Raw genomic sequence first — 19,232 nt, forward strand, 5'->3', positions numbered from 1 at the left:
ATGCCTGGCGACGCGTTCGACACCATCGGCTACGAGCTCGACGGACACACCGCCACCATCACGCTCAACCGACCTCACGCCCTCAACGCGCTGAGTCCGCACATGATCACCGAGTTGCGAGCCGCCTACGCCGAAGCCGAAGGTGACGACCGGGTGTGGCTGACCATCGTCACCGGCACGGGTCGCGCCTTCTGCACCGGGGCGGACGTGAAGGCCATTCCAGGCGACGGCAAGGTGATCTACGAGCGGCCCTACCTGGCAACCTACGAACAGTGGGAGGCGCCCCAAGAAGGTACGCCGCCATTTCGCAGCATGGCCAAACCCGTACTGACCGCAGTAAACGGCATCTGCTGCGGCGCCGGACTGGACTGGGTCACTACATCGGACATCGTCATCGCGTCGGAGACGGCAACGTTCTTCGACCCACACGTCAGCATCGGCCTGGTGGCCGGGCGTGAGCTGGTAAGGCTGGCCCGAGTGCTACCGCGATCGGTCGCGCTCAGGATGGCGCTGGTCGGCAAGCACGAGCGGATGGATGCAAGGCGCGCCTTCGACCTCGGCTTGATCAGCGAGGTGGTCGAGCACGACCGGCTGCTCGAGCGGGCACACGAGATCGCCGACATGGTCAACCGCAATGCCCCGCTGGCCGTCCGGGGTACTCGCCTGGCCATCCTCAAAGGGATCGACCTGCCGCTACCCGAAGCCGAGATGCTCGCCGAGGCATTCCGCGAGCGGGTACTGCGGACCCGGGATGCGCTCGAAGGCCCCAGAGCCTTCGCGGAGAAGCGAGACCCGGATTGGCAATGCCAGTGACACCGCAGCGATCCGAGAAACCGGACTTCACAACCATCCTGGTCGACGTCAACACCACCGACCACGTCGCCACCATCACGTTGCATCGGCCCGACCAACTCAACGCGTTCAACCGCACCATGTGCGAAGAGATGGCAGCGGCCTGGCACCTGATCAAACACGACGAATCGGTGCACGCGGTGGTATTGCGGGCGGCCGGCAGCCGCGCGTTCAGTGCGGGTCTCGACATCAAGACTCCGTACGGACAACCCAAAAATATCTGGAACCATGAGGATCCCGGCGAGTTCCTGAGCCCGAAATGGCAGAAGATGTGGAAGCCCGTGGTGTGCGCCGTTCAGGGCATGTGCACCGCGGGCGCGTTCTACTTCATCAATGAGTCCGACGTCGTCATCTGCTCCACAGGGGCAACATTCTTCGACTCGCACGTCTCGGCCGGTCTGGTCTGCGCGCTGGAGCCGATTGGCTTGATGCGGCGGATCGGCCTGGGCGAAACGCTGCGAATCGCCCTGATGGGCAACGACGAACGGGTCGGCGCCGAAACCGCACTACGGATCGGTCTGGTATCCGAAGTGGTCGCGCCACAGCGGTTGTGGGAGCGGGCACACGAGATCGCGGCGACGATCGCCGCCAAGCCGCCCTCCGCGACGCAGGGCACCGTGAAAGCGATCTGGGAGTCGCTGGACAAGCCCTACCGCGCCGCGGTGGAGCAGGGGCTGATCTACACCCGACTGGGCAACCCACTGGGCAGGGCCGAACTGGCCGACCTACCGCCCCGTCCTGACGGCAGCGAACCGAAGACTCGTTGATGTCGAATCACCCCCTGAGTCAACGCATCGCCGTCACCCTGGACCTGCAACCAGACGCCCGCGCTGTCGAGTACGACCGCGCCTGGCTGTCCTTGGGACAACTCGGCGCTGCGCCCCGGCGAGTGGCCGCACTCGCCGCCAAACAACCGAGCCCTGAAATCGGAATACTGTTGCGTAATCGTCCCGCACAGATGGCCGCGTTCCTCGGCGTCCTACTCGCCGGTGCCACCGTGGTCACCATCAACCCGTCACGCGGCGACGAACGCACCAGAGCCGACATCGCCGCTTTGGAGCTGCCGCTGATCGCCGGATCGGACGAGGACCTTGGGCTCCTGGTGACCAATACGACGGACAGCGCCACCGTGTCCCTATCGGATCTGTTCGACCACCCCGGCGAACCCGGCGACCACACCACCCGCGGCGCCGGTGCGGACGTCGCGGTGCGAATGTTGACCAGCGGCACAACCGGTCCGCCCAACCGGGTCGACCTGAGCTACGACATGCTCGCCCGCAGCGTCATGGGCCCAGCCCCGGATCGCGACCCGGCGCCCACCGAACCCCGACGCGGAGTTGCCATCGTGAACTCACCGCTGGTGCATATCGGCGGTGTCTACCGAGTGCTGCAGTGCATCGCGCAAGCCCGCCCCTTTGTGCTGCTGGACCGATTCGAGCTGAACGCCTGGGCCGCGGCGGTACGCAAACATCGGCCCCGCACCGTATCGCTGGTGCCTGCCGCGTTGCGGACGGTGCTGCACTCCGACCTCACCCGCGCCGACCTCGCCAGCGTCCGCACCGTCACCTGCGGCACCGCCCCCCTGGCCCCCGACGATGCCGATGCGTTCACCGAGAAGTACGGCATTCTCGTGCTGACTTCTTATGCGGCAACCGAGTTCGGCGGCGGCGTGGCCGGCTGGACCCTCGCAGATCACTCGCGATATTGGCACACCAAACGCGGTAGCGTCGGCCGGGCCAACCCGGGTGCGCAACTTCGGATCGTCGATACCGAGGGCGCCCCGGTCGAGCGGGCTAGCCTGGGCCTACTCGAGGTCAAGCCAGCCCAGTTGGGCGTTTCGGCCCCGTGGGTGCGTACCACCGATGTCGCCCGAATCGACGCGGATGGCTTTGTCTGGATTGTCGGGCGAGCCGATCAGGCGATCATTCGTGGAGGTTTCAAGGTGCTGCCCGACGATGTGCGAGCGGCGTTGGAGAGCCATCCGGCGGTGGCAGCTGCCGCGGTAGTGGGCCGATCCGACCAGCGCCTCGGTCAAACTCCGGTTGCCATGGTCGAACTGCGCGGTTCCGCCGACATCGGCGGTGCCGAGCTGGTGGAGTATCTGCGAACGCGGTTGTCCGGCTACGAGATCCCAACCCAGATTTCGATCGTCGCCGAAATTCCGAGAACAGCGTCGGGCAAGCCTGACCTCGGCGCAATCCGGCATTACTTTGGTGCCGCCGGTTCCCGCGCGGATCATGGCGGCTGACTCCCCGACGGTCGCGCAGATCCTGCGCCGCCAAGCCCGTTGTCGCCCAGATCACCCGTTCTTGGTGTGCGATAGCGACCGGATCAGCTATGCCCAGGCCGATCTGCGTTCGGCGGAGCTGGCCCGCGGGCTGATCGCCCTGGGCATCGGCAAGGCAGCACATGTCGGGTTGCTCTACCCGAACGGCTCCGACTTCGTCATCGGGATGCTCGCCGCGGCTCGAATCGGCGCGGTGGTCATCCCGATTTCCACCTTCGTCACGCCCCGGGAGCTGCACGAGCAGCTGGTCGACAGCGACACCCAGATCCTATTGAGCGCCGATACATTCCGCTCCCACGACTACGCGGGCCGATTGAGGCAACTACTTGGCGACACCGGCTTCGACGGAGAAGATCGGCTATTCTCCAGGGCAATCCCGCAGTTGCGGACGGCCTGGGTCAGCTATCGTCGCGGGGCACCACGACGAACCCGCAGTATCGAGTGCGTCTACCGCCTCAGCCAGACCATCGACCCCACAATGCTGCGCGCACTGGAAGATGACGTCGACGGCTCTGATGTACTGGCGATCGTGTACACGTCGGGCACCACCAGTGCCCCCAAGGGAGTCGTGCACACCCACAGCGCGCTGTTGAGACATCAGCAGAATCTCAACGTCATTCGCGGACTGGGCACCGACGACAAGTTGTTCTGCAACTCGCCATTCTGCTGGATCGGCGGGTTCGCCTTTGGGCTGCTGGCCACACTGCTCGCCGGATCGATACTGGTGTGTTCCAACGCCGACGCCGCTACCACCCTTGACCTGCTCGAGCGGGAAAAGCCGACCATGACAAACGGTTTCGCTTCCACAGTCGCACGGCTAGCCAACCATCCTAGCTTTGGTAGACGGGACCTTTCATCGATGCGCCGCGGCAATCTGTATCCGATCATGGCACCCGAAGCCAGACCGGTAGATCCCGAACTGCGGCACAACATGCTGGGGATGACCGAAGCCGGCAGCATCGTGCTGATCAGCGCCGACGAGTCAGACCAGCCCGAATCCCGGCGCGGGTCGTTCGGTAAACCCGCACCCGGGTTCGACACCATCATCATCGAGCCCGGCACCGGGGAAGTCGTCAACGTCGGCCAGGTTGGCGAACTGTGCATTCGTGGGCCCTTCGTCATGCAGGGCTACTACAAACGTAGCCGCGAGGAATGCTTCGATGCCGACGGCTGGTTCCATACCGGCGACTTGGTACGGGCCGACCAAGACGGATACATGTACTTCACCGGCCGTCTGAGCTCGCTGATCAAAACCGCGGGCGCAAACGTGTCGCCGGCCGAGGTCGAAAGGGCGATCGCCAAGCTGGGCATGGTGGCTCATGTCGTGAGCATCCCCGATCCCCAGCGCGAACAGGTGGTGGCCGCCGTGCTCGTCGTTGCAGACGGTGTCGGAGCGCTTGACGAGCTGGCGCTGCGCGAACGACTCGAGACGGAGTTGTCCGCCTACAAGATTCCGACCCGCCTCGCCACCTTGACCCCCAGCGAGATCCCGCTGCTGTCCAGCGGCAAGGTCGATACGCACCAACTGAAGAAGTGCTTCGATGCCTGACACCATCGACCACCTGGTGCGGTCGCAGGCCGCCCGGCACGGCGCCAAGCCCATGGTGATCGATCAGGCAAGTGGACTAAGCTACCGCGAACTTGATTCTTCCACATCGGATTTGGCTGCGGCATTCATCCAAGCGGGTGCCGGCATGGGCACTCGCGTTGGCCTGATCATGCCCAACGGTGTGCGCTGGGTACAGATCGCGATAGCGCTGACCCGCATCGGTGCGGTGCTGGTTCCGTTGAGCACTTTGTTGCGCCCCCGCGAGTTGGCATCGCAACTTCGTTCGGCCGCGGTGCAGTTCCTGATCAGCGTGCCGGAGTTCCGTGGCCACCGATACCTCGACGCGGTCGAGTCGGTACCTAGAGCCGAACTTCCAGCGTTGCAACGGGTTTGGGCGGACGACCAAGTCAGCTCTTCCAATGCCGGTGCCCGGGCACTCCGGATGGTCGAGCCGATCGCCGAAACAGTCACCGCGGCGGACACCCTGGTGATCATGTTCACCTCGGGCAGCACCGGAGCCCCCAAAGGGGTCCTGCATTCCCATGGAAGCGCTTTGGGCGCGGTGCGATCGGGCCTGACCGCGCGCCGCATCACCTCGGCACCCGGCTGTATCTGCCGATGCCGTTCTTCTGGGTGGGCGGGTTTGGTGGCGGAATCCTCTCTGCGCTGCTCGCGGGAGCCACCCTGGTGACCGAGGCGCGGCCGTTCCCCGAGAACACCTTGCGCCTGCTGGAGGCAGAGCGCGTCACGATGTTTCGTGGGTGGCCTGATCAGGCCGAGGCGCTCGCGCGGCACCCAAGCAGTGTCGACGTTGACCTTTCGGCTCTGCAGCCCGGCAGGCTACAGGCACTGCTACCACCCGAACGACGTGCCCAGCCCGGGGCACGGGCGAGGTTGTTCGGCATGACAGAAGCATTCGGACCGTATTGCGGCTACCGCGCCGACACCGATATGCCGCCCACCGCGTGGGGCAGCTGCGGCTAGCCTTTTCCCGGAATGGAAATCCGCATCGTGGACCCCGAGACCGGCACCCGAGTCCCCGCGGAAACGATAGGCCAGATCCAGATCCGGGGGCCGCACACGCTACGCGGCCTCTGCCGGCGCAGCCGCGAAGAGGTCTTCACGGCTGATGGTTACTACTGCAGCGCCGATCTCGGCCACCTCGACGCGAACGGCTACCTGTTCTACCACGGCAGGTCCGACGACATGTTCAAGGTCAGCGGTGCCACTGTCTACCCCGTGGAGGTCGAAACCGCCTTGCGGACAATCGACGGCGTCTCCAACGCCTTCGTCACCAACGTGGCTGGCGCCCAGGGCCAACGGCTGGCTGCAGCGGCGGTGTGCAGCACCCCGGCACTCACCTCCGAGGACCTCAGAACGTCGGCGGGCCAGGTGCTGAGCGCCTTCAAGGTTCCGACGGTGTGGCTGCTCTTGGCCGACGACGCTGATATTCCACGCGGCCCAACCGGCAAGGTCGATCTCCAGCGGCTGCGCGACATGCTGGCCAACACCGCATGACGCCTGCGAGCTCCGGCCGACATCTAGGATCCCGGAAATGACGTCGGTCGATGTTGCCGTCGACATCGTGATCGACCGGGACGCACCGTAGTCGCCGAGCACTGCTGCAGTCCGGACAACGCCACCCAGTGGTATGCGAACATCAAAGCTGTGCGGTGGCAGATGCCAAAGCCACTCGAGTTGGACCCGGCCCACCGATTCGTGATGCGCACGGCCAGGGGCCCGTTGCCGATGCAGACCACTTACGCCTGGACGGACGAGGCGATCTACGCAGGCGCAAAACGATTCTCCAACATTGACCGCAGCTCGGGTGGGGCTATCCGACCCGCATCCAGAGTTTGCAGTTCATCGTTTGAAAGGCCGCGACCGTTGGCGGGATCACCACCGACATCGGCCCCATGGAGGTATTGGTGTCGATGATGTCATCGGTGCTCGCCGCGGGTGTGCTGGGAGTCGACCACGAGCAGGTCGAAAGCTCCGATACCCGTCCGAAGACCAAGATGAGCGGATTGGCCGACCCCTCGGTGCGGTAGGTGCCCGGCAGCATGTCGGTGCCGACGAGAAATACCCCATTCCCGGGTATCTGATCACCTGGATCGGCAACGGTCGGTGCGGCGAACACGCAGGCTGTCATACAGGCAACAATTCCGGCGGTTGCGCCGGACAAGGACGCTAGGGCCATGGTGTTCCTCTCCCGGTAGCGTTGCCCGCCCTATACGCAGCGTATTCCCCGACGCACTCGGGCAACAACAGATCGCACCAAACTGGGTGCGGATATTCGACCGGACCCAGCAAACACCACACCGGGGCAGCAACCGGCAGGCCTGGCGCGCGAAGGGTGACCCTCCCGTCCGGCCCACGGGGCCGAGCCAGCACCGGGCGCTAGCCCCCTCGGGCCCGCTCGGCCGCGGACCCGGACGGCGCCGACTCCGCAACCACTCCCCGGGCGATGAGATGGTCGATCAACGGAACTGCGCTGGAGGCGAGGTGTTCTGACATCGCGGTTCGGGCAGCCTTGTCATCGTGTTTCTTCAGCGCCACCAACACCCGCCGATGGTCTTTGACCGCCCGGGCGGGCCAGTGCTCGATGCCGGGGAACACCGATTCGGGTTGGTAGCGGGTGATCTGTGACATCAGTTGGGAGAGCCGCGGAGAATCCGCAGCAAGATTGATGGCGCGGTGGAACTCGTGGTTCAACCGGACCGTCCGCTCGTCGTCGTCAGCGGCGTAGGCTTCCTCAAGCTGCGCTTGTATCTGCTGCAGTTCAGCTAGCTGCGCGGCGCCGATGTTGATCGCGGCCCGCGCCGCCAGCTCGCCGCCAACGTGAGCCTGCACATATGCGACATCGGCAAGGTCGCGCTTGGTCAGCGGCAACACCACGAAGCCGCGATGCGGCTGTTGGGCAACCAGGCCTTCGGCGCGAAGTGCGAACAGCGCCTCACGCACCGGTGTGACACTGATCCTCAACTCGGCCGCTAACTGGTCCAGCCGTATGTATTTGCCCGCGGCGTAGTTGCCTTCGTATATCCTCTTGCGGACGTATCGCGCAACGTCGTCGGAAAGTTGTGGCCGCGCCGCGAATTCCGGATCAGTCATCGCCCTACTAGCCCTACTCTCGGTACTCGTGCAGTAGCCGCTTGCTGATGATGGACTTCTGAATTTCGCTGGTGCCCTCGCCGATGAGCAGGAATGGTGCATCACGCATCAGCCGCTCGATCTCGTACTCCTTTGAGTATCCGTAGCCGCCGTGGATGCGGAAGCTCTGCTGGGTGACTTCCGAACAATATTCGCTGGCAAGATATTTAGCCATTCCAGCCGCGACGTCATTGCGCTCACCGGAGTCCTTCAGCCGCGCCGCGTGGACCATCATCAGGTGTGCCGCCTCGACCTTGGTCGCCATCTCGGCCAACTGGAATGAAATGGCCTGGTGCTCGGCGATCGGCTTGCCGAAGGTGTGGCGTTGTTGCGCGTAGCGAACCGCCAGCTCGAAGGCGCGCAGGCCAACCCCGCAGGCTCGCGCCGATACGTTCACCCGACCGACCTCGATTCCGTCCATCATCTGAAAGAAACCCTGTCCCGGGGTGCCACCGAGGATGTCGTCAGCGGTTGCCCGATAGCCATCGAATATGAGTTCGGTGGTATCGATGCCTTTGTAGCCCAGCTTGTCGATTTTTCCCGGAATTGTCAGGCCCGGCAACACTTCCCCGAACCCGGTTGGCTTCTCGACCAGAAATGCGGTCAGGTTGCGGTGCGGCTGGGCAGCGCCTTCGTCGGTTCGCACCAGCACCGCTACCAATGTCGAACTGCCACCGTTGGTCAGCCACATCTTCTGCCCGTCAATGGTGTAGTTGCCGTCCGCGCCACGCGTGGCCCGGGTGCGGATCGCGGCAACATCGGAGCCCAGTTCGGGCTCTGACATCGAGAACGCACCGCGGGACTCCCCGGTGGCCATCCGCGGCAGAAAGCGTTGCCGCTGCTCCTCGGTGCCATGCTGGCGCAGCATGTAGGCCACGATGAAGTGGGTGTTGAGCACACCTGACACGCTCATCCAGCCACGGGCCAGCTCCTCCACGCACAACGCGTAGGTCAGCAGCGACTCGCCCAGCCCGCCGTACTGCTCCGGAATCATCAGGCCGAAAAGGCCGATGGAACGCATCTGCTCGACAATCTCGTGCGGATAGGCATCCTTGCGTTCCAGCTCGGACGCGTTGGGAATCACTTCCTTGTCGACGAATTGCCTTACCGTCGCGACAATCTCGGCCTGTAGTTCGGTTAGGCCCAGTGTCTGAGCGAGTTTGGCCACGCGTACTCCCTATCTTGCTGGCCGTCTGGACCGCCGATCGTCTTGGCGCTGGCCAAACGGGCGATATCTGCCGTCGTCAAACCCAGGTACTCGGTCAACACGTCGGCGGTGTGTTCTCCGAGCGCCGGGGCGGGCGCACCTGCGGGGTGACACCCGTCGAAAGCGGTCGGCAGGCCCGGAGCAAGGTAGTCCCCCACACCGGGCTGGCTCAGTTGAGAAAACAACGGGTTGGCAGTCACTTTCGGATCGGCTGCCACCTCCGCGAAAGTTCGGTACCGCTCGAAGAGCACAGTCGTGGCTGACAATGCCGCGCCGATCTGCTCGGCCGTGTGATCGGCGAACCAGGCGGCGAACAGACCATTGAGCACGCTGCGGTATCGGTATCGATCGCCTTCGGCATCGAAGTCCACCCCCAGCGCCTCGGCCAGCGCCGTTACCGCCGGACCGGTGCCGGTCACGTCGACCAGATCGCGAAAGTGCCGACGGGTCAGCGTGATGACCATGAACGATGTCCCGTCGCGGCTGGCGAAGTCCTGGCCGTACTGGCCGTAGATGGAGTTACCCAGCCGCTCACGCTGGGTACCGTTGACCTGCGGCTCGGTCAGCAGGCCCAGGTTCCCCGCCGTGGCCAGCGCCACGTCCTCCAACGCCAAACTGATCTGCGCTCCCGCCCCGGTCTGGTCGCGGCGGCGCAGCGCGGCAACCACGGCGAGCGCGGCGTAGAGCCCACAACTAACGTCCCACGCGGGCAGCACATGGTTGATCGGGCCGGCATGGTCGGCCGGACCGGTGACGAGCGGGAATCCGGTCGCCGCGTTGACGGTGTAGTCCACCCCGGTACCGCCGTCTCGCCGTCCCAGCAACTGCAGATGGATGACGTCAGAACGCGTGGCGGCCAATACTTCGTGGCTGAGCCAGGGCAGGCTGGCATTGGTCACCACGACTCCGTCGCCTTCCAGGACGAGGCGCTGGACCAGCCGCTGTCCTGCTGCCGAGCGCAGATCGATGGTGGCCGAACGCTTGCCCTTGTTCAGCCCGGTCCAGTAGATCGATGTGCCGCTGGCCGCCAGGGGCCAGCGGCGGATATCGGAGGCACCGCCGATCGGGTCGACGCGGATAACCTGCGCACCCAGCTGGCTCAGCGTTATGCCGCACAGCGGCGCCGCGACGAAGCTGGATACCTCTACAACGCTAATGCCGCTCAGCGGCAAGTCCGGCCCAGGCATGGCTACCCGACCCGCTCGAAGATCGCCGCCAGGCCCTGGCCGCCACCGATACACATCGTCTCCAGCCCGTAGCGCGCCTGACGGCGAGTGAGTTCACGAGCCAGGGTGGCCAGCATTCTGGCACCGGTCGCGCCCACCGGGTGGCCCAGCGAAATACCCGAACCGTGCACGTTGGTTCGGTCGCGGTCGGCGGCGCCGAAGTTCCATTCCCGCATCACCGCGAGCGCTTGGGCGGCAAACGCCTCGTTGAGTTCGATCAGATCGATGTCGGCCAAGCGCAGAGCCGCCTTGGCGAGCGCGGCCTCGGTGGCTGGTACCGGACCGATGCCCATGACGTCGGGCGCCACCCCGGCCAGGCCCCAGGACACCAAACGCACCAAAGGTCTCAGCCCGTACTCGTCGGCCTTCTCCGGTGTGGTCACCACGCACATCGATGCGGCGTCGTTTTGCCCGCTGGCATTGCCCGCCGTCACCGTCGCTTCGGGATCATCTTGGTGCAGAACGGGTTTGAGCCCGCTCAGGGCCTCCACCGAGGTGTCGGCGCGTGGATGTTCGTCGGTGTCGATCATTTCCTCGCCTTGGCGGGTTCGCACCGGAACGGCAATGGTCTCCTCGGCGAAAATTCCATCCTTCTGGGCTGCGACCGCACGCTGATGCGATGTCACCGCCAGCTCGTCTTGCTCCAAACGCGAAATACCATACTGACGCCGTAGATTCTCGGCGGTCTCCAGCATCCCGCCCGGCACCGGGTAGTGTCTTCCACCCGCGGTGACGCGGCCGCGAGCCAGTCCGTCGTGCACGCGTATTCCGCCGCGGACACCGCCCCAGCGCATATCGGTGGAATAGAAAGTGACATTGCTCATGCTTTCGCAGCCTCCGGCAACGACGAGGTCGCTATCGCCGCTGCTGACTTGCTGGCAGGCCTGAATCACCGCTTGTAGCCCGGATCCGCAGCGCCGATCGACCTGCATACCGGGAACCGTCACCGGCAGGCCGGCATCCAGCGCCACCACCCGTCCGATGGCCGGGGCCTCGCTGCTGGGGTAGCAGTGCCCGAGGATCACATCCCCGACCGCAGCGGGCGCCAGGCCGGTGCGATCGAGCAGTCCGCGCAGCGCGACGACGCCCAGATCAACAGCGCTGTATGACTTGAACATTCCGCCGTAGCGACCGATCGGTGTGCGGACGGGTTCGCAGATGACAGCCTGGCGCATAGCGGCACTCATATGAACCGTCCTCCCGTCACGTCCAGCACGGTGCCGGTCATATACGAGGACAGATCGCAGGCCAAAAACAAGGCAACACTAGCGACTTCGCTGGGTTCGCCGGCTCGCCCCATCGGCACTTCAGCCAACTTCTGGTCCCAGATACGTTGCGGCATGGCTTCTGTCATCGCCGAGCGGATCAAGCCCGGAGCGATGGCATTGACCCGGACACCGACGTGGGCGAGTTCTTTGGCGGCCGCCTTGGTCATCCCGACGATCCCGGCTTTGGCGGCGGAGTAGTTGGTCTGGCCGACCATCCCCACCTTGCCCGACACCGACGACATATTGACGATTGCGCCGCGCTTGTTTTCACGCATGATGGCCGCGGCCAGCCGGATGCCGTTCCAGGTGCCCTTCAGGTGCACATCGATGACCTGATCGAACTGCTCCTCGGTCATTTTGCGCATCGTCGCGTCACGAGTGATGCCGGCGTTGTTGACCATGATGTCCAAGCCACCGAACCGTTCCAGCGCGGCCTGCAGCAGCGTCTCGACCTCGTCGGCCTTGGTCACGTCACACCGCACCGCCACCGCGACCTCCCCGCCGCCCAGCTGCTTGGCCGCGGCCTCAGTCGCCTCGAGGTTCACATCACCAAGGACTACCCGAGCACCCTCGGAAACGAACCGCTCCGCGATCGCCAAGCCCAAGCCCTGGGCCCCACCGGTAACTACCGCGATCTGACCGTTCAGCAACGACACCGACATCACACTTCCCTACGTCTTCTGGCCCTCGGAGGGCTCGGTCAGTCAAATATCATATTTCATATATGATCTTGCCGTGACAGCGGCGCCCAGGCGCCCACCCCAGAAGGAGCATCCGCCCATGACCGCCCCCCAGGTATCCGACGAGGACTTTGCGCAGATCCTGGCCCAGACCCGCCACTTCGTTCGCTCGGTTGTGCTGCCGCGTGAGCAGCAGATCCTCGACGAGGACCGGGTTCCCGAAGACCTACGTGACCAGGCCAAACAGATGGGACTGTTCGGATACGCGATACCGCCGCAGTGGGGCGGTCTTGGGCTGAATCTGGTGCAGGACGTCGAGCTGGCCATGGAATTGGGCTACACCTCACTGGCAGTGCGGTCGATGTTCGGCACCAACAACGGCATCGCCGGGCAAGTGCTAGTCGGGTTCGGCACCGATGAGCAGAAGGCGCGCTGGTTGGAGCCCATCGCGTCCGGCGACGTCGTCGCCTCTTTTGCCCTGACCGAACCGGGAGCCGGATCCAGCCCCGCCGGCCTGCGCACCAAAGCCGTTCGCGACGGCGATGATTGGCTGATTACGGGGCAAAAGCGTTTCATCACCAATGCGCCCGTCGCCGACCTGTTCGTGGTGTTCGCGCGCACTCGGCCCGCCAGCGACAAGAGCCCGGGCATCGCCGTGTTCCTGGTGCCCGCGCAGAGCGCCGGTGTCGAGGTGGGCGCCAAGGACGCCAAGATGGGCCAGGAAGGCGCGTGGACCGCTGACGTCAGCTTCACCGACGTCCGGGTTGACGGCGCCGCGCTGGTCGGCGGCAGCGAGGACATCGGCTATCGAGCCGCAATGACCTCGTTGGCCCGCGGCCGGGTACACATAGCCGCGATCGCGGTGGGCGCCGCACAACGTGCGCTCGACGAGTCCGTGGCGTACGCATCCACCGCAACCCAGGGCGGTGTGACGATCGGCAGCTTTCAACTGGTCCAGGCGATGCTCGCCGACCAGCAGACCGGCGTGCTGGCGGGCCGCGCATTGGTGCGCGACGCCGCACGGATGTGGGTCTCCGGAGCGGATCGGCGGATCGCGCCGTCCGCGGCGAAACTATTCTGCACCGAAATGGCCGGTAAGCCGGTAAGGTGGCCGATCTCGCGGTGCAGATTCACGGCGGCAGTGGATACATGCGCGGAGTTCCGGTCGAGCGCATCTACCGCGATGTCCGTCTGCTGCGGCTGTATGAGGGCACCAGCGAGATTCAGCAACTGATCATCGGGTCCAACCTGATCAAGGCCGCGAATCGATGACCTCAGCCGATCAGCTCTAGCGTCTCTAGATCCCGGATGGCCTGACAACCTCGCCCCAGCATGGTCAACACCATCTCGTCGCCACTCTCGGTGGCGGTGGCGAAAGCAAATCCGAGGGCCGAGATGAGGACCGTGTGCGGCATGCCCAGTCGGTAGTCGCGCCAGCATGTTTCCCAGTCATATCCGGTGACGCCGTAGCTCAACAGCTTTCGGTGGTAGTCATCGACCAGGCTTTCCTCGATGTCCGAACGCAGCTGGGAATTCAGGCTGGTTGCCGTGAAGTACCCAAGGTCTCGAGCCGGAAGGCCGATACCAAGGGTTTGCCAGTCGACCACGGCGACGCGGCGCAGGTCAGGGTCGAACAATAGATTGTCGAGCCGGTAGTCGCCGTGCAGCAGCGCAAACCGGTCCCGCTCGGCGAGCAACCACGGCGTCACCAGATTCATGGTCTCGGTGAAGGTTTCGCGGTCGGCGGCGCTGAGCCGATCACCGAGCTTGTCCAGGGTGATCTCCGCACTCATCCGCGCCACCTCACCAAGACCGTTGGCGAAAGGTTCATCCGGGAAAGGGAATGCGATCCCGGGCTGGTCCAGCCAAACCGGATCACACCAGCTAGGCCCGTGCAGCCCGGCCAGCGCAACGACGGCCAGCCGCGCCTCCCGTTCGCCGCAGCCCGTGAGCTGGTCGCCCTGCACCGCGGGCGCCTGATCCTCCAGCAGCAGCGCGAAATCCATTGCATCTTCTGTGATCTCGCAGTAAAAGCAGCGGGGGGTCGGAACCCGGACCCGATCGGCAACCGAAGAATAGAACGCACATTCGCTGCGATAACCGACGACGACTCGGTCCCGCACGGTGTCATCCTGAGCCGGCAATTTGATCACAAAGGTGTCCGGCAGACCCGCCGGATCCGGGTCATAGGTGACGGTCAGCCGATAGGTGGCTCCGGTCTGCCCGGTGCCGATCGGGACCACATCGACTCCCGATACCCCGACCGGTGTGCCGCGTTCGCCAAGGACCGCCGCCAGCCACGGCGGGGTTACGTCGGTGGGGTGGCGAGGGATGGAAACCAAGGCGGCCACCTAGCAACTGTAAGCCATACGGCATCAGTTTCGGCCGACCTGATCTAGCCGGTGCGGATCCGCCATTCGGCGGCATCGTGCTGCTGTCGCCAGAACTCATGGAAGCGCCCCTGGGCGGCGAGCAGCTCATCGATCGATCCGTCCTCGACCACTCGACCATCCTCGACGAAGAGCACGCGGTCGGCATGACGAATGCTCGCCAGTCGGTGGGCGACGATCACCCGGGTGCGTGATTGCGGATCGGCCGTGAGTGCATCGACCACCGCGACCTCGTTCTCGGTGTCCAGCGCGCTGGTTGCTTCGTCGACCAGCAGCATCGGGGCGTCCTTGAGCAGGGCGCGCGCGATGCTGACCCGTTGGCGCTCACCGCCCGACAGCGCGGAACCGGCTTCGCCCACAACGGTGTCAGCACCGTCCGGCAGCCTGTCGATCAGCTCGTCAACCCGCGCCAAGCGGATCGCCCGCCCCAATTGATCCTGGTCCGCACCCGGGTTTCCCGCCAGCACGTTCTCGCGGATCGAGCCATGAAACAGGTAGGGATGCTGGAACACCACGCTCGACAGCGTGCGACGGGTGTGCGCATCCAGCGTCGCGGCGTCGGCTCCGTCAATCAGGATGCGGCCTCCGGTCGGCTGGTGCAGACCCGCAATCAGCGCCAGGATCGTGCTCTTTCCCGATCCCGAGGGGCCCACGATCGCAGTCGTGGTACCCGGCTGCAAGCAAAAACTGACCCCGTCAAGCACCGGCTCGGTGGCGCCGTCGTAGCTGAATGCGACGTGGTCGAATTCGATCCGCGCCGCCGCAGGGCCGTCATCCAGCGTGGCGGTCCCGGCCGCCACGGCCGGCGCCGTCAACACCGACCGGATGCGATCGAGCATGGCGCGCACACTCTGCAGCGCGGGAGCGAGCTCGCTCACGGCGGTGAAGGGCTCCAGGTAACGGGCAATCACGACAATCAGGGCGATCGCCTCGGGAACCGTCAGCGTGCCGCCCACGGTCAGCGCCGCGGTCGCTCCGGCCAGCACGATGAGCGCCAGCTGGCTGGCGATGCTGAACAGCAGCTGGCCGGGAACCTGCATGGCGAACAACCGCATCAACGAGCCGTGCTGGCGCGCAAGCGCGGATCCGACCAGGCTGCGGGCAGGCTCGACACGACGCGCGGCACGTAGCGCCTGTTGGGTTCGGGCGAACTCGATGATGCGCTCAGTGAGCGCAATATTGGCTTCGTCGGCGACCTTGTCGGCACGTCGAGCAAATCGCCCCGACGCCCACAGCGCACCCAGCAGCAGGGGCACACCGGCAAGCGCGGCCAATCCCAGCTGCCAGGAAATGGGAAGCAGCGCCAGCCCGATGGCCAGTGGCAGCAGGACCGCCGAGACCAGCGGCGTCAGCAGGTAGACCACCAGTCCCACCAGTTCGGGCCCGCTGGCGGCGATCGCTTGGCGGGCGGTCGCCGTGTTGTCTGCGGCGAACCAGTCCAGTCGCACACCGGGCAGCCGGTCTGCCACACCGTGCTGGGAATGGTCGAGCACAGCGAAACCCAGCTCGAAACCGACGCGTGCGCCGATGGCATCGATCACCCACCCGGATACCGTCGCAGCGGTCAGCCAGCCCAGCCACACCAACGCCTGCTGTGGGGTGCTGCTGAACAGGGCACCAATGAGCGGAACCAGCAGCACCGTGCCGATCGCGCGGACCACAACCGAAAGCACCCCAACCGCGGCGCACAGGATCAACTTGCCGCGGCGGTCCGCCGGCACCAGCCCTATCCAGGTGCGGATCATCGTGCGCCCTCCTGGATCGCGGCCAGCTCCACCTGATTGCCACAACCGGTCTCCCACAACCGCCGGTAGCGCCCGTCGGCGGCGAGCAGTTCATCGTGGGTACCGCGCTCGGCGATCTGGCCACGATCGAGGACCACGATCTGGTCGGCTCCGGTGATGGTATGCAGTCGGTGCGCGATGACCAGCACGGTGCGATCCTTGGTCAGCCGATTAAGCGCCTGCTGCACCAGGTATTCCGATTCGGGATCCGCATACGCGGTGGCCTCGTCGAGGATGAGCACCGGTGTATCGGCCAGGATGGCGCGGGCGATGGTGAGACGCTGCCGTTCGCCGCCCGACAACGCGGCGCCGGCTCCCAGCACGGTGTCGTAGCCATCGCGCAACCGCAGCACGCGGTCATGGATCTGGGCCTGGCCGGCCGCGGCCTGGATCTGCGCGGCCGGTGCATCGGGAACGGCCAGCGCGATGTTCTCGGCAACAGTCCCGTGCACCAGCTGAGTCTCCTGCAGCACCAGCCCGACCCGCTCGTAGAGCTCATCGGCGCTCAGCGACCGAATATCTTGTCCCCCAACTCGTATCGAACCTTGCTCGACATCATGGAACCGAGCCAGCAGGGCGGCGAGGGTGGACTTGCCTGAGCCCGAAGGCCCGACGAGCGCGGTGACGGTGCCCGGACGCAGCTGCAGCGACACGTCCCGGATCACCGGCACTCCCGGCCGGTACCCGAAGCTGACCTTGTCGAACACCACCATCGCCGCCGAGTCGGCCTCGGCCAGCCCGGTGTGCTGTTCCAGTACCGGTTCATCGAGGGTGATTTGCAGCCGGCGAGCGGCCAGCACACCGGCGCTGATGCCGCCGATTCCGTAGGCGATGCCGAGTAGTCGGACACCGAACGTGGTGCCCAGCAATAAGAACGGCAGCAGATCTACCGGATCCATTCGGTGATTGATCACCAGCAGCGTGCCGGTGACGGCGATCAGCCACAGGAACGTCGAAGGCCGGGTCGCAAGGTCCATCATGGTCTTCTTGCCCACCAGCGGACGCTGCCAGGTGACCAGGAATTTGATGTACTCGTCGAGCTGGCGTTTGAAACTCGATGCCGCGGCGCCGCCAAAGACGCGAATCACCGGCTGGCCCTCCAGATAGGCCCCGGCCTCATCGTTCATCCGCTCGGCCCAGCGCTGCGAGGCAACCATGCGCGAGCCGGACTGGACCGCAAGCGATGACGTCATCACCAGATACATCAGCACCGGGATGAGCAGAGCCAGGGCAACCCGCCAGTCGACGATGAACAGGTAGACGAGCACCGCCACCGGGGCAACCACCGCGTTGACCGCGTCCGGAATCGCGTGCGTAACCAGATAGTGCAGCGACAGCGTGTCGTCCTGCACCAGTTGCTTGATGGAACCTGAACCGCGCCCGGTGAACCAACCCAACGGCAGCCCAGACATCTTGCCCAGCAGCCGCGCGCGCAACCCGCGAGCAAAGCGGGCGTCAACCACGTGCAGCCACAGCGTGAGGGCGGCACCAAGCAACGTGCCAAGGCCCAGCAGCGAAACGGCGGCCAGCCCAACGTGCCAGAGCCGGGATTCTTGGGCCCCCGACAACAATATTCGGGCCAACTCAACCAGCAGCACGAACGGGGCCAGCTGCACCAGGGTGGCCACCACCTGCAGCACCCCGGACAGAATCAGGGCGAAACGTAGCGGCGCGAGCAACCGGCCCGCGGCCTGGGCACGCCAACTGCCGCGCGGCGTGGCCGCCACCGGCGATTGGGCTACCGGCTCCGGGGTTTCGGCCTGCGCCAGCGCGACTTCGGGTTGGTCATCGAGGCAAGTCGAAGCACCGCCTGCGGCGGCGTCTGGCACGCCTTCACGGCAGGTGCCCATCTCGCGGCCGGCGGTCCAATACGCCTGGGCGTGCACCACGGACTTGGGGAATCCGAATGCGTCGCGCAGCCGCTTGCGAACGTGTTTGAGGGCGGTGGCCTCCGGCGTCGCCCACGCATACCAGTCCGACCAGTCCCTGGTCTCGATTGCTTCGGCCAACGATGTCTCGTCTCGGCGGCGAACCCAATGCACCCGCAATCGGGGATGTGCCGTGATGGGGATGCGCGTGTCGTTGTCGTCGTGTTGTTCGAGATACATCTCGATTGGTACGTCGTCGGGAACCGTTCCGATGATCCCGTTCATCCCCGGGATCGACGCCGAGTCTCCGATCAGCAAATAGCCGGCGGGTTGCTCCTTGGGTACGTCGAAGCGCGACGAGCTACCCATCAGCGACATCACTGCGATCGTGGCGCCGGGTTGCACGGTGCGGGCCCACTGCGATGCGGGGCCGGCCGGTTCGTGCAGCACCACGTCGACCGCGAAGCGGCCGGAAGCCGCATCGGCTTCGGAGAGGGTGTAAGCGCGCTGATACTCGGTGTTGGACCCCTTCGGGTCCGGGAACCAAAACCTCAGCCAGGCCGCGGGTTCGGCCTGAGCATCCTCGAAAAGCGTCGGCGAGACCATCCGGATCCGCAGGAAATGCGGTGCGATGTACACCGTTTCGACCACCGTTGCGGTGTGATCCCGAGCGCCGAAACCGCGCAACACTGCGCCTTGCAACCCGCGTGCCATCAGCGATCCTCTCTCGAGACGGTGCGCCCCACCGCGACTTTCCCGATCCGGCGACCCGGCGCAGTCTTCGCTACCGGCCCGCGGATCAACGCGGCCGACGACGGCCGCACCAACTCCGTAGGTACCCGACGATGGGCAACGGTCCGTTGCAGCACGATCACCTCACGTGTCCGGCCGGCGCCACGGACACCGGGATCGTCGCGTCGGCACCCGACCGCGATGGCCCGGGCGCGCGACCAACTCGAATGGTGTCG

General features: G+C 65.3%; 13 protein-coding genes and 2 pseudogenes. 6 read left to right on the top strand and 9 right to left on the bottom strand.

The features are described from left to right. From MPSD_RS19675 to MPSD_RS19695, 5 genes and pseudogenes are all read left to right on the top strand, one after another. Window positions 1-813 (top strand): enoyl-CoA hydratase/isomerase family protein, encoded by an 813-nt coding sequence (locus MPSD_RS19675; RefSeq protein ID WP_036451033.1) that lies wholly within the window; start codon window positions 1-3, stop codon window positions 811-813. Next, window positions 804-1,619, top strand: a complete 816-nt coding sequence (locus MPSD_RS19680) for an enoyl-CoA hydratase/isomerase family protein (protein ID WP_015356652.1) — start codon at window positions 804-806, stop codon at window positions 1,617-1,619. Before MPSD_RS19675 ends, MPSD_RS19680 begins: the two co-directional genes overlap by 10 nt. Continuing rightward, entirely contained in the window at window positions 1,619-3,100 is a 1,482-nt protein-coding gene (locus MPSD_RS19685; RefSeq protein ID WP_020786586.1) for a class I adenylate-forming enzyme family protein, read from the top strand. Before MPSD_RS19680 ends, MPSD_RS19685 begins: the two co-directional genes overlap by 1 nt. Then, entirely contained in the window at window positions 3,090-4,688 is a 1,599-nt protein-coding gene (locus tag MPSD_RS19690) for a class I adenylate-forming enzyme family protein (RefSeq protein WP_020786585.1), read from the top strand. Before MPSD_RS19685 ends, MPSD_RS19690 begins: the two co-directional genes overlap by 11 nt. Beyond that, a pseudogene (locus MPSD_RS19695) lies at window positions 4,681-6,206 on the top strand (class I adenylate-forming enzyme family protein). Before MPSD_RS19690 ends, MPSD_RS19695 begins: the two are co-directional and overlap by 8 nt. Before the next feature lie 316 nt (window positions 6,207-6,522). Here MPSD_RS19695 and MPSD_RS19700 read toward each other — a convergent pair. From MPSD_RS19700 to fabG, 6 genes are all read right to left on the bottom strand, one after another. Next, window positions 6,523-6,888: a hypothetical protein gene (locus MPSD_RS19700; protein ID WP_036426417.1), complete on the bottom strand. Its 366-nt coding sequence runs from the start codon at window positions 6,886-6,888 to the stop codon at window positions 6,523-6,525. A 200-nt stretch (window positions 6,889-7,088) separates the two neighbouring features. Further along, a complete protein-coding gene (locus tag MPSD_RS19705) occupies window positions 7,089-7,802 on the bottom strand; it encodes a GntR family transcriptional regulator (RefSeq protein WP_020786580.1) in 714 nt (237 codons plus the stop codon). Between the two features lie 13 nt (window positions 7,803-7,815). Then, window positions 7,816-9,009 (bottom strand): acyl-CoA dehydrogenase family protein, encoded by a 1,194-nt coding sequence (locus tag MPSD_RS19710; protein ID WP_015356657.1) that lies wholly within the window; start codon window positions 9,007-9,009, stop codon window positions 7,816-7,818. After that, window positions 8,979-10,235, bottom strand: a complete 1,257-nt coding sequence (locus MPSD_RS19715; RefSeq protein ID WP_119571743.1) for a CoA transferase — start codon at window positions 10,233-10,235, stop codon at window positions 8,979-8,981. The genes MPSD_RS19710 and MPSD_RS19715 overlap by 31 nt, the downstream gene beginning before the upstream one ends. A gap of 2 nt (window positions 10,236-10,237) precedes the next feature. Further along, complete coding sequence (locus MPSD_RS19720) at window positions 10,238-11,461, bottom strand: acetyl-CoA C-acetyltransferase (protein WP_086085492.1); 1,224 nt, start codon at window positions 11,459-11,461, stop codon at window positions 10,238-10,240. Continuing rightward, the gene (gene fabG / locus MPSD_RS19725) at window positions 11,458-12,204 is read right to left on the bottom strand and encodes a 3-oxoacyl-ACP reductase FabG (RefSeq protein ID WP_015356660.1); all 747 of its coding nucleotides are present in this window, start codon (window positions 12,202-12,204) and stop codon (window positions 11,458-11,460) included. The genes MPSD_RS19720 and fabG overlap by 4 nt, the downstream gene beginning before the upstream one ends. A gap of 118 nt (window positions 12,205-12,322) precedes the next feature. On the opposite strand from fabG, the pseudogene MPSD_RS19730 reads away from it, so the two are divergent. Continuing rightward, window positions 12,323-13,494: pseudogene (locus MPSD_RS19730) on the top strand (acyl-CoA dehydrogenase family protein). Between the two features lie 2 nt (window positions 13,495-13,496). On the opposite strand, the gene MPSD_RS19735 reads toward MPSD_RS19730, so the two are convergent. Genes MPSD_RS19735 through MPSD_RS19745 form a run of 3 tightly spaced genes read right to left on the bottom strand, consistent with a single transcriptional unit; the run spans window position 13,497 to window position 18,978 of the window. Then, on the bottom strand, window positions 13,497-14,564 hold the full coding sequence (locus tag MPSD_RS19735; RefSeq protein WP_036427199.1) for a phosphotransferase family protein: 1,068 nt from the start codon (window positions 14,562-14,564) through the stop codon (window positions 13,497-13,499). 53 nt (window positions 14,565-14,617) lie between these two features. Beyond that, window positions 14,618-16,357: an ABC transporter ATP-binding protein gene (locus MPSD_RS19740; RefSeq protein WP_086085491.1), complete on the bottom strand. Its 1,740-nt coding sequence runs from the start codon at window positions 16,355-16,357 to the stop codon at window positions 14,618-14,620. Further along, on the bottom strand, window positions 16,354-18,978 hold the full coding sequence (locus MPSD_RS19745) for an ABC transporter ATP-binding protein/permease (protein WP_086085490.1): 2,625 nt from the start codon (window positions 18,976-18,978) through the stop codon (window positions 16,354-16,356). Before MPSD_RS19745 ends, MPSD_RS19740 begins: the two co-directional genes overlap by 4 nt. Window positions 18,979-19,232 lie beyond the last annotated feature (254 nt).

The sequence above is a fragment of the Mycobacterium pseudoshottsii JCM 15466 genome, from assembly GCF_003584745.1.
GTDB classification, from domain to species: domain Bacteria; phylum Actinomycetota; class Actinomycetes; order Mycobacteriales; family Mycobacteriaceae; genus Mycobacterium; species Mycobacterium marinum.

Excerpts from the sequence above, each read along its gene's own strand:
- MPSD_RS19685 (WP_020786586.1), top strand. The coding sequence starts at position 1,619 with ATGTCGAATCACCCCCTGAGTCAACGCATCGCCGTCACCCTGGACCTG.
- MPSD_RS19715 (WP_119571743.1), bottom strand. The coding sequence starts at position 10,235 with ATGCCTGGGCCGGACTTGCCGCTGAGCGGCATTAGCGTTGTAGAGGTA.
- MPSD_RS19700 (WP_036426417.1), bottom strand. The coding sequence starts at position 6,888 with ATGGCCCTAGCGTCCTTGTCCGGCGCAACCGCCGGAATTGTTGCCTGT.
- MPSD_RS19705 (WP_020786580.1), bottom strand. The coding sequence starts at position 7,802 with ATGACTGATCCGGAATTCGCGGCGCGGCCACAACTTTCCGACGACGTT.
- fabG (WP_015356660.1), bottom strand. The coding sequence starts at position 12,204 with ATGTCGGTGTCGTTGCTGAACGGTCAGATCGCGGTAGTTACCGGTGGG.
- MPSD_RS19675 (WP_036451033.1), top strand. The coding sequence starts at position 1 with ATGCCTGGCGACGCGTTCGACACCATCGGCTACGAGCTCGACGGACAC.
- MPSD_RS19720 (WP_086085492.1), bottom strand. The coding sequence starts at position 11,461 with ATGAGTGCCGCTATGCGCCAGGCTGTCATCTGCGAACCCGTCCGCACA.
- MPSD_RS19680 (WP_015356652.1), top strand. The coding sequence starts at position 804 with ATGCCAGTGACACCGCAGCGATCCGAGAAACCGGACTTCACAACCATC.
- MPSD_RS19740 (WP_086085491.1), bottom strand. The coding sequence starts at position 16,357 with ATGATCCGCACCTGGATAGGGCTGGTGCCGGCGGACCGCCGCGGCAAG.
- MPSD_RS19745 (WP_086085490.1), bottom strand. The coding sequence starts at position 18,978 with ATGGCACGCGGGTTGCAAGGCGCAGTGTTGCGCGGTTTCGGCGCTCGG.
- MPSD_RS19690 (WP_020786585.1), top strand. The coding sequence starts at position 3,090 with ATGGCGGCTGACTCCCCGACGGTCGCGCAGATCCTGCGCCGCCAAGCC.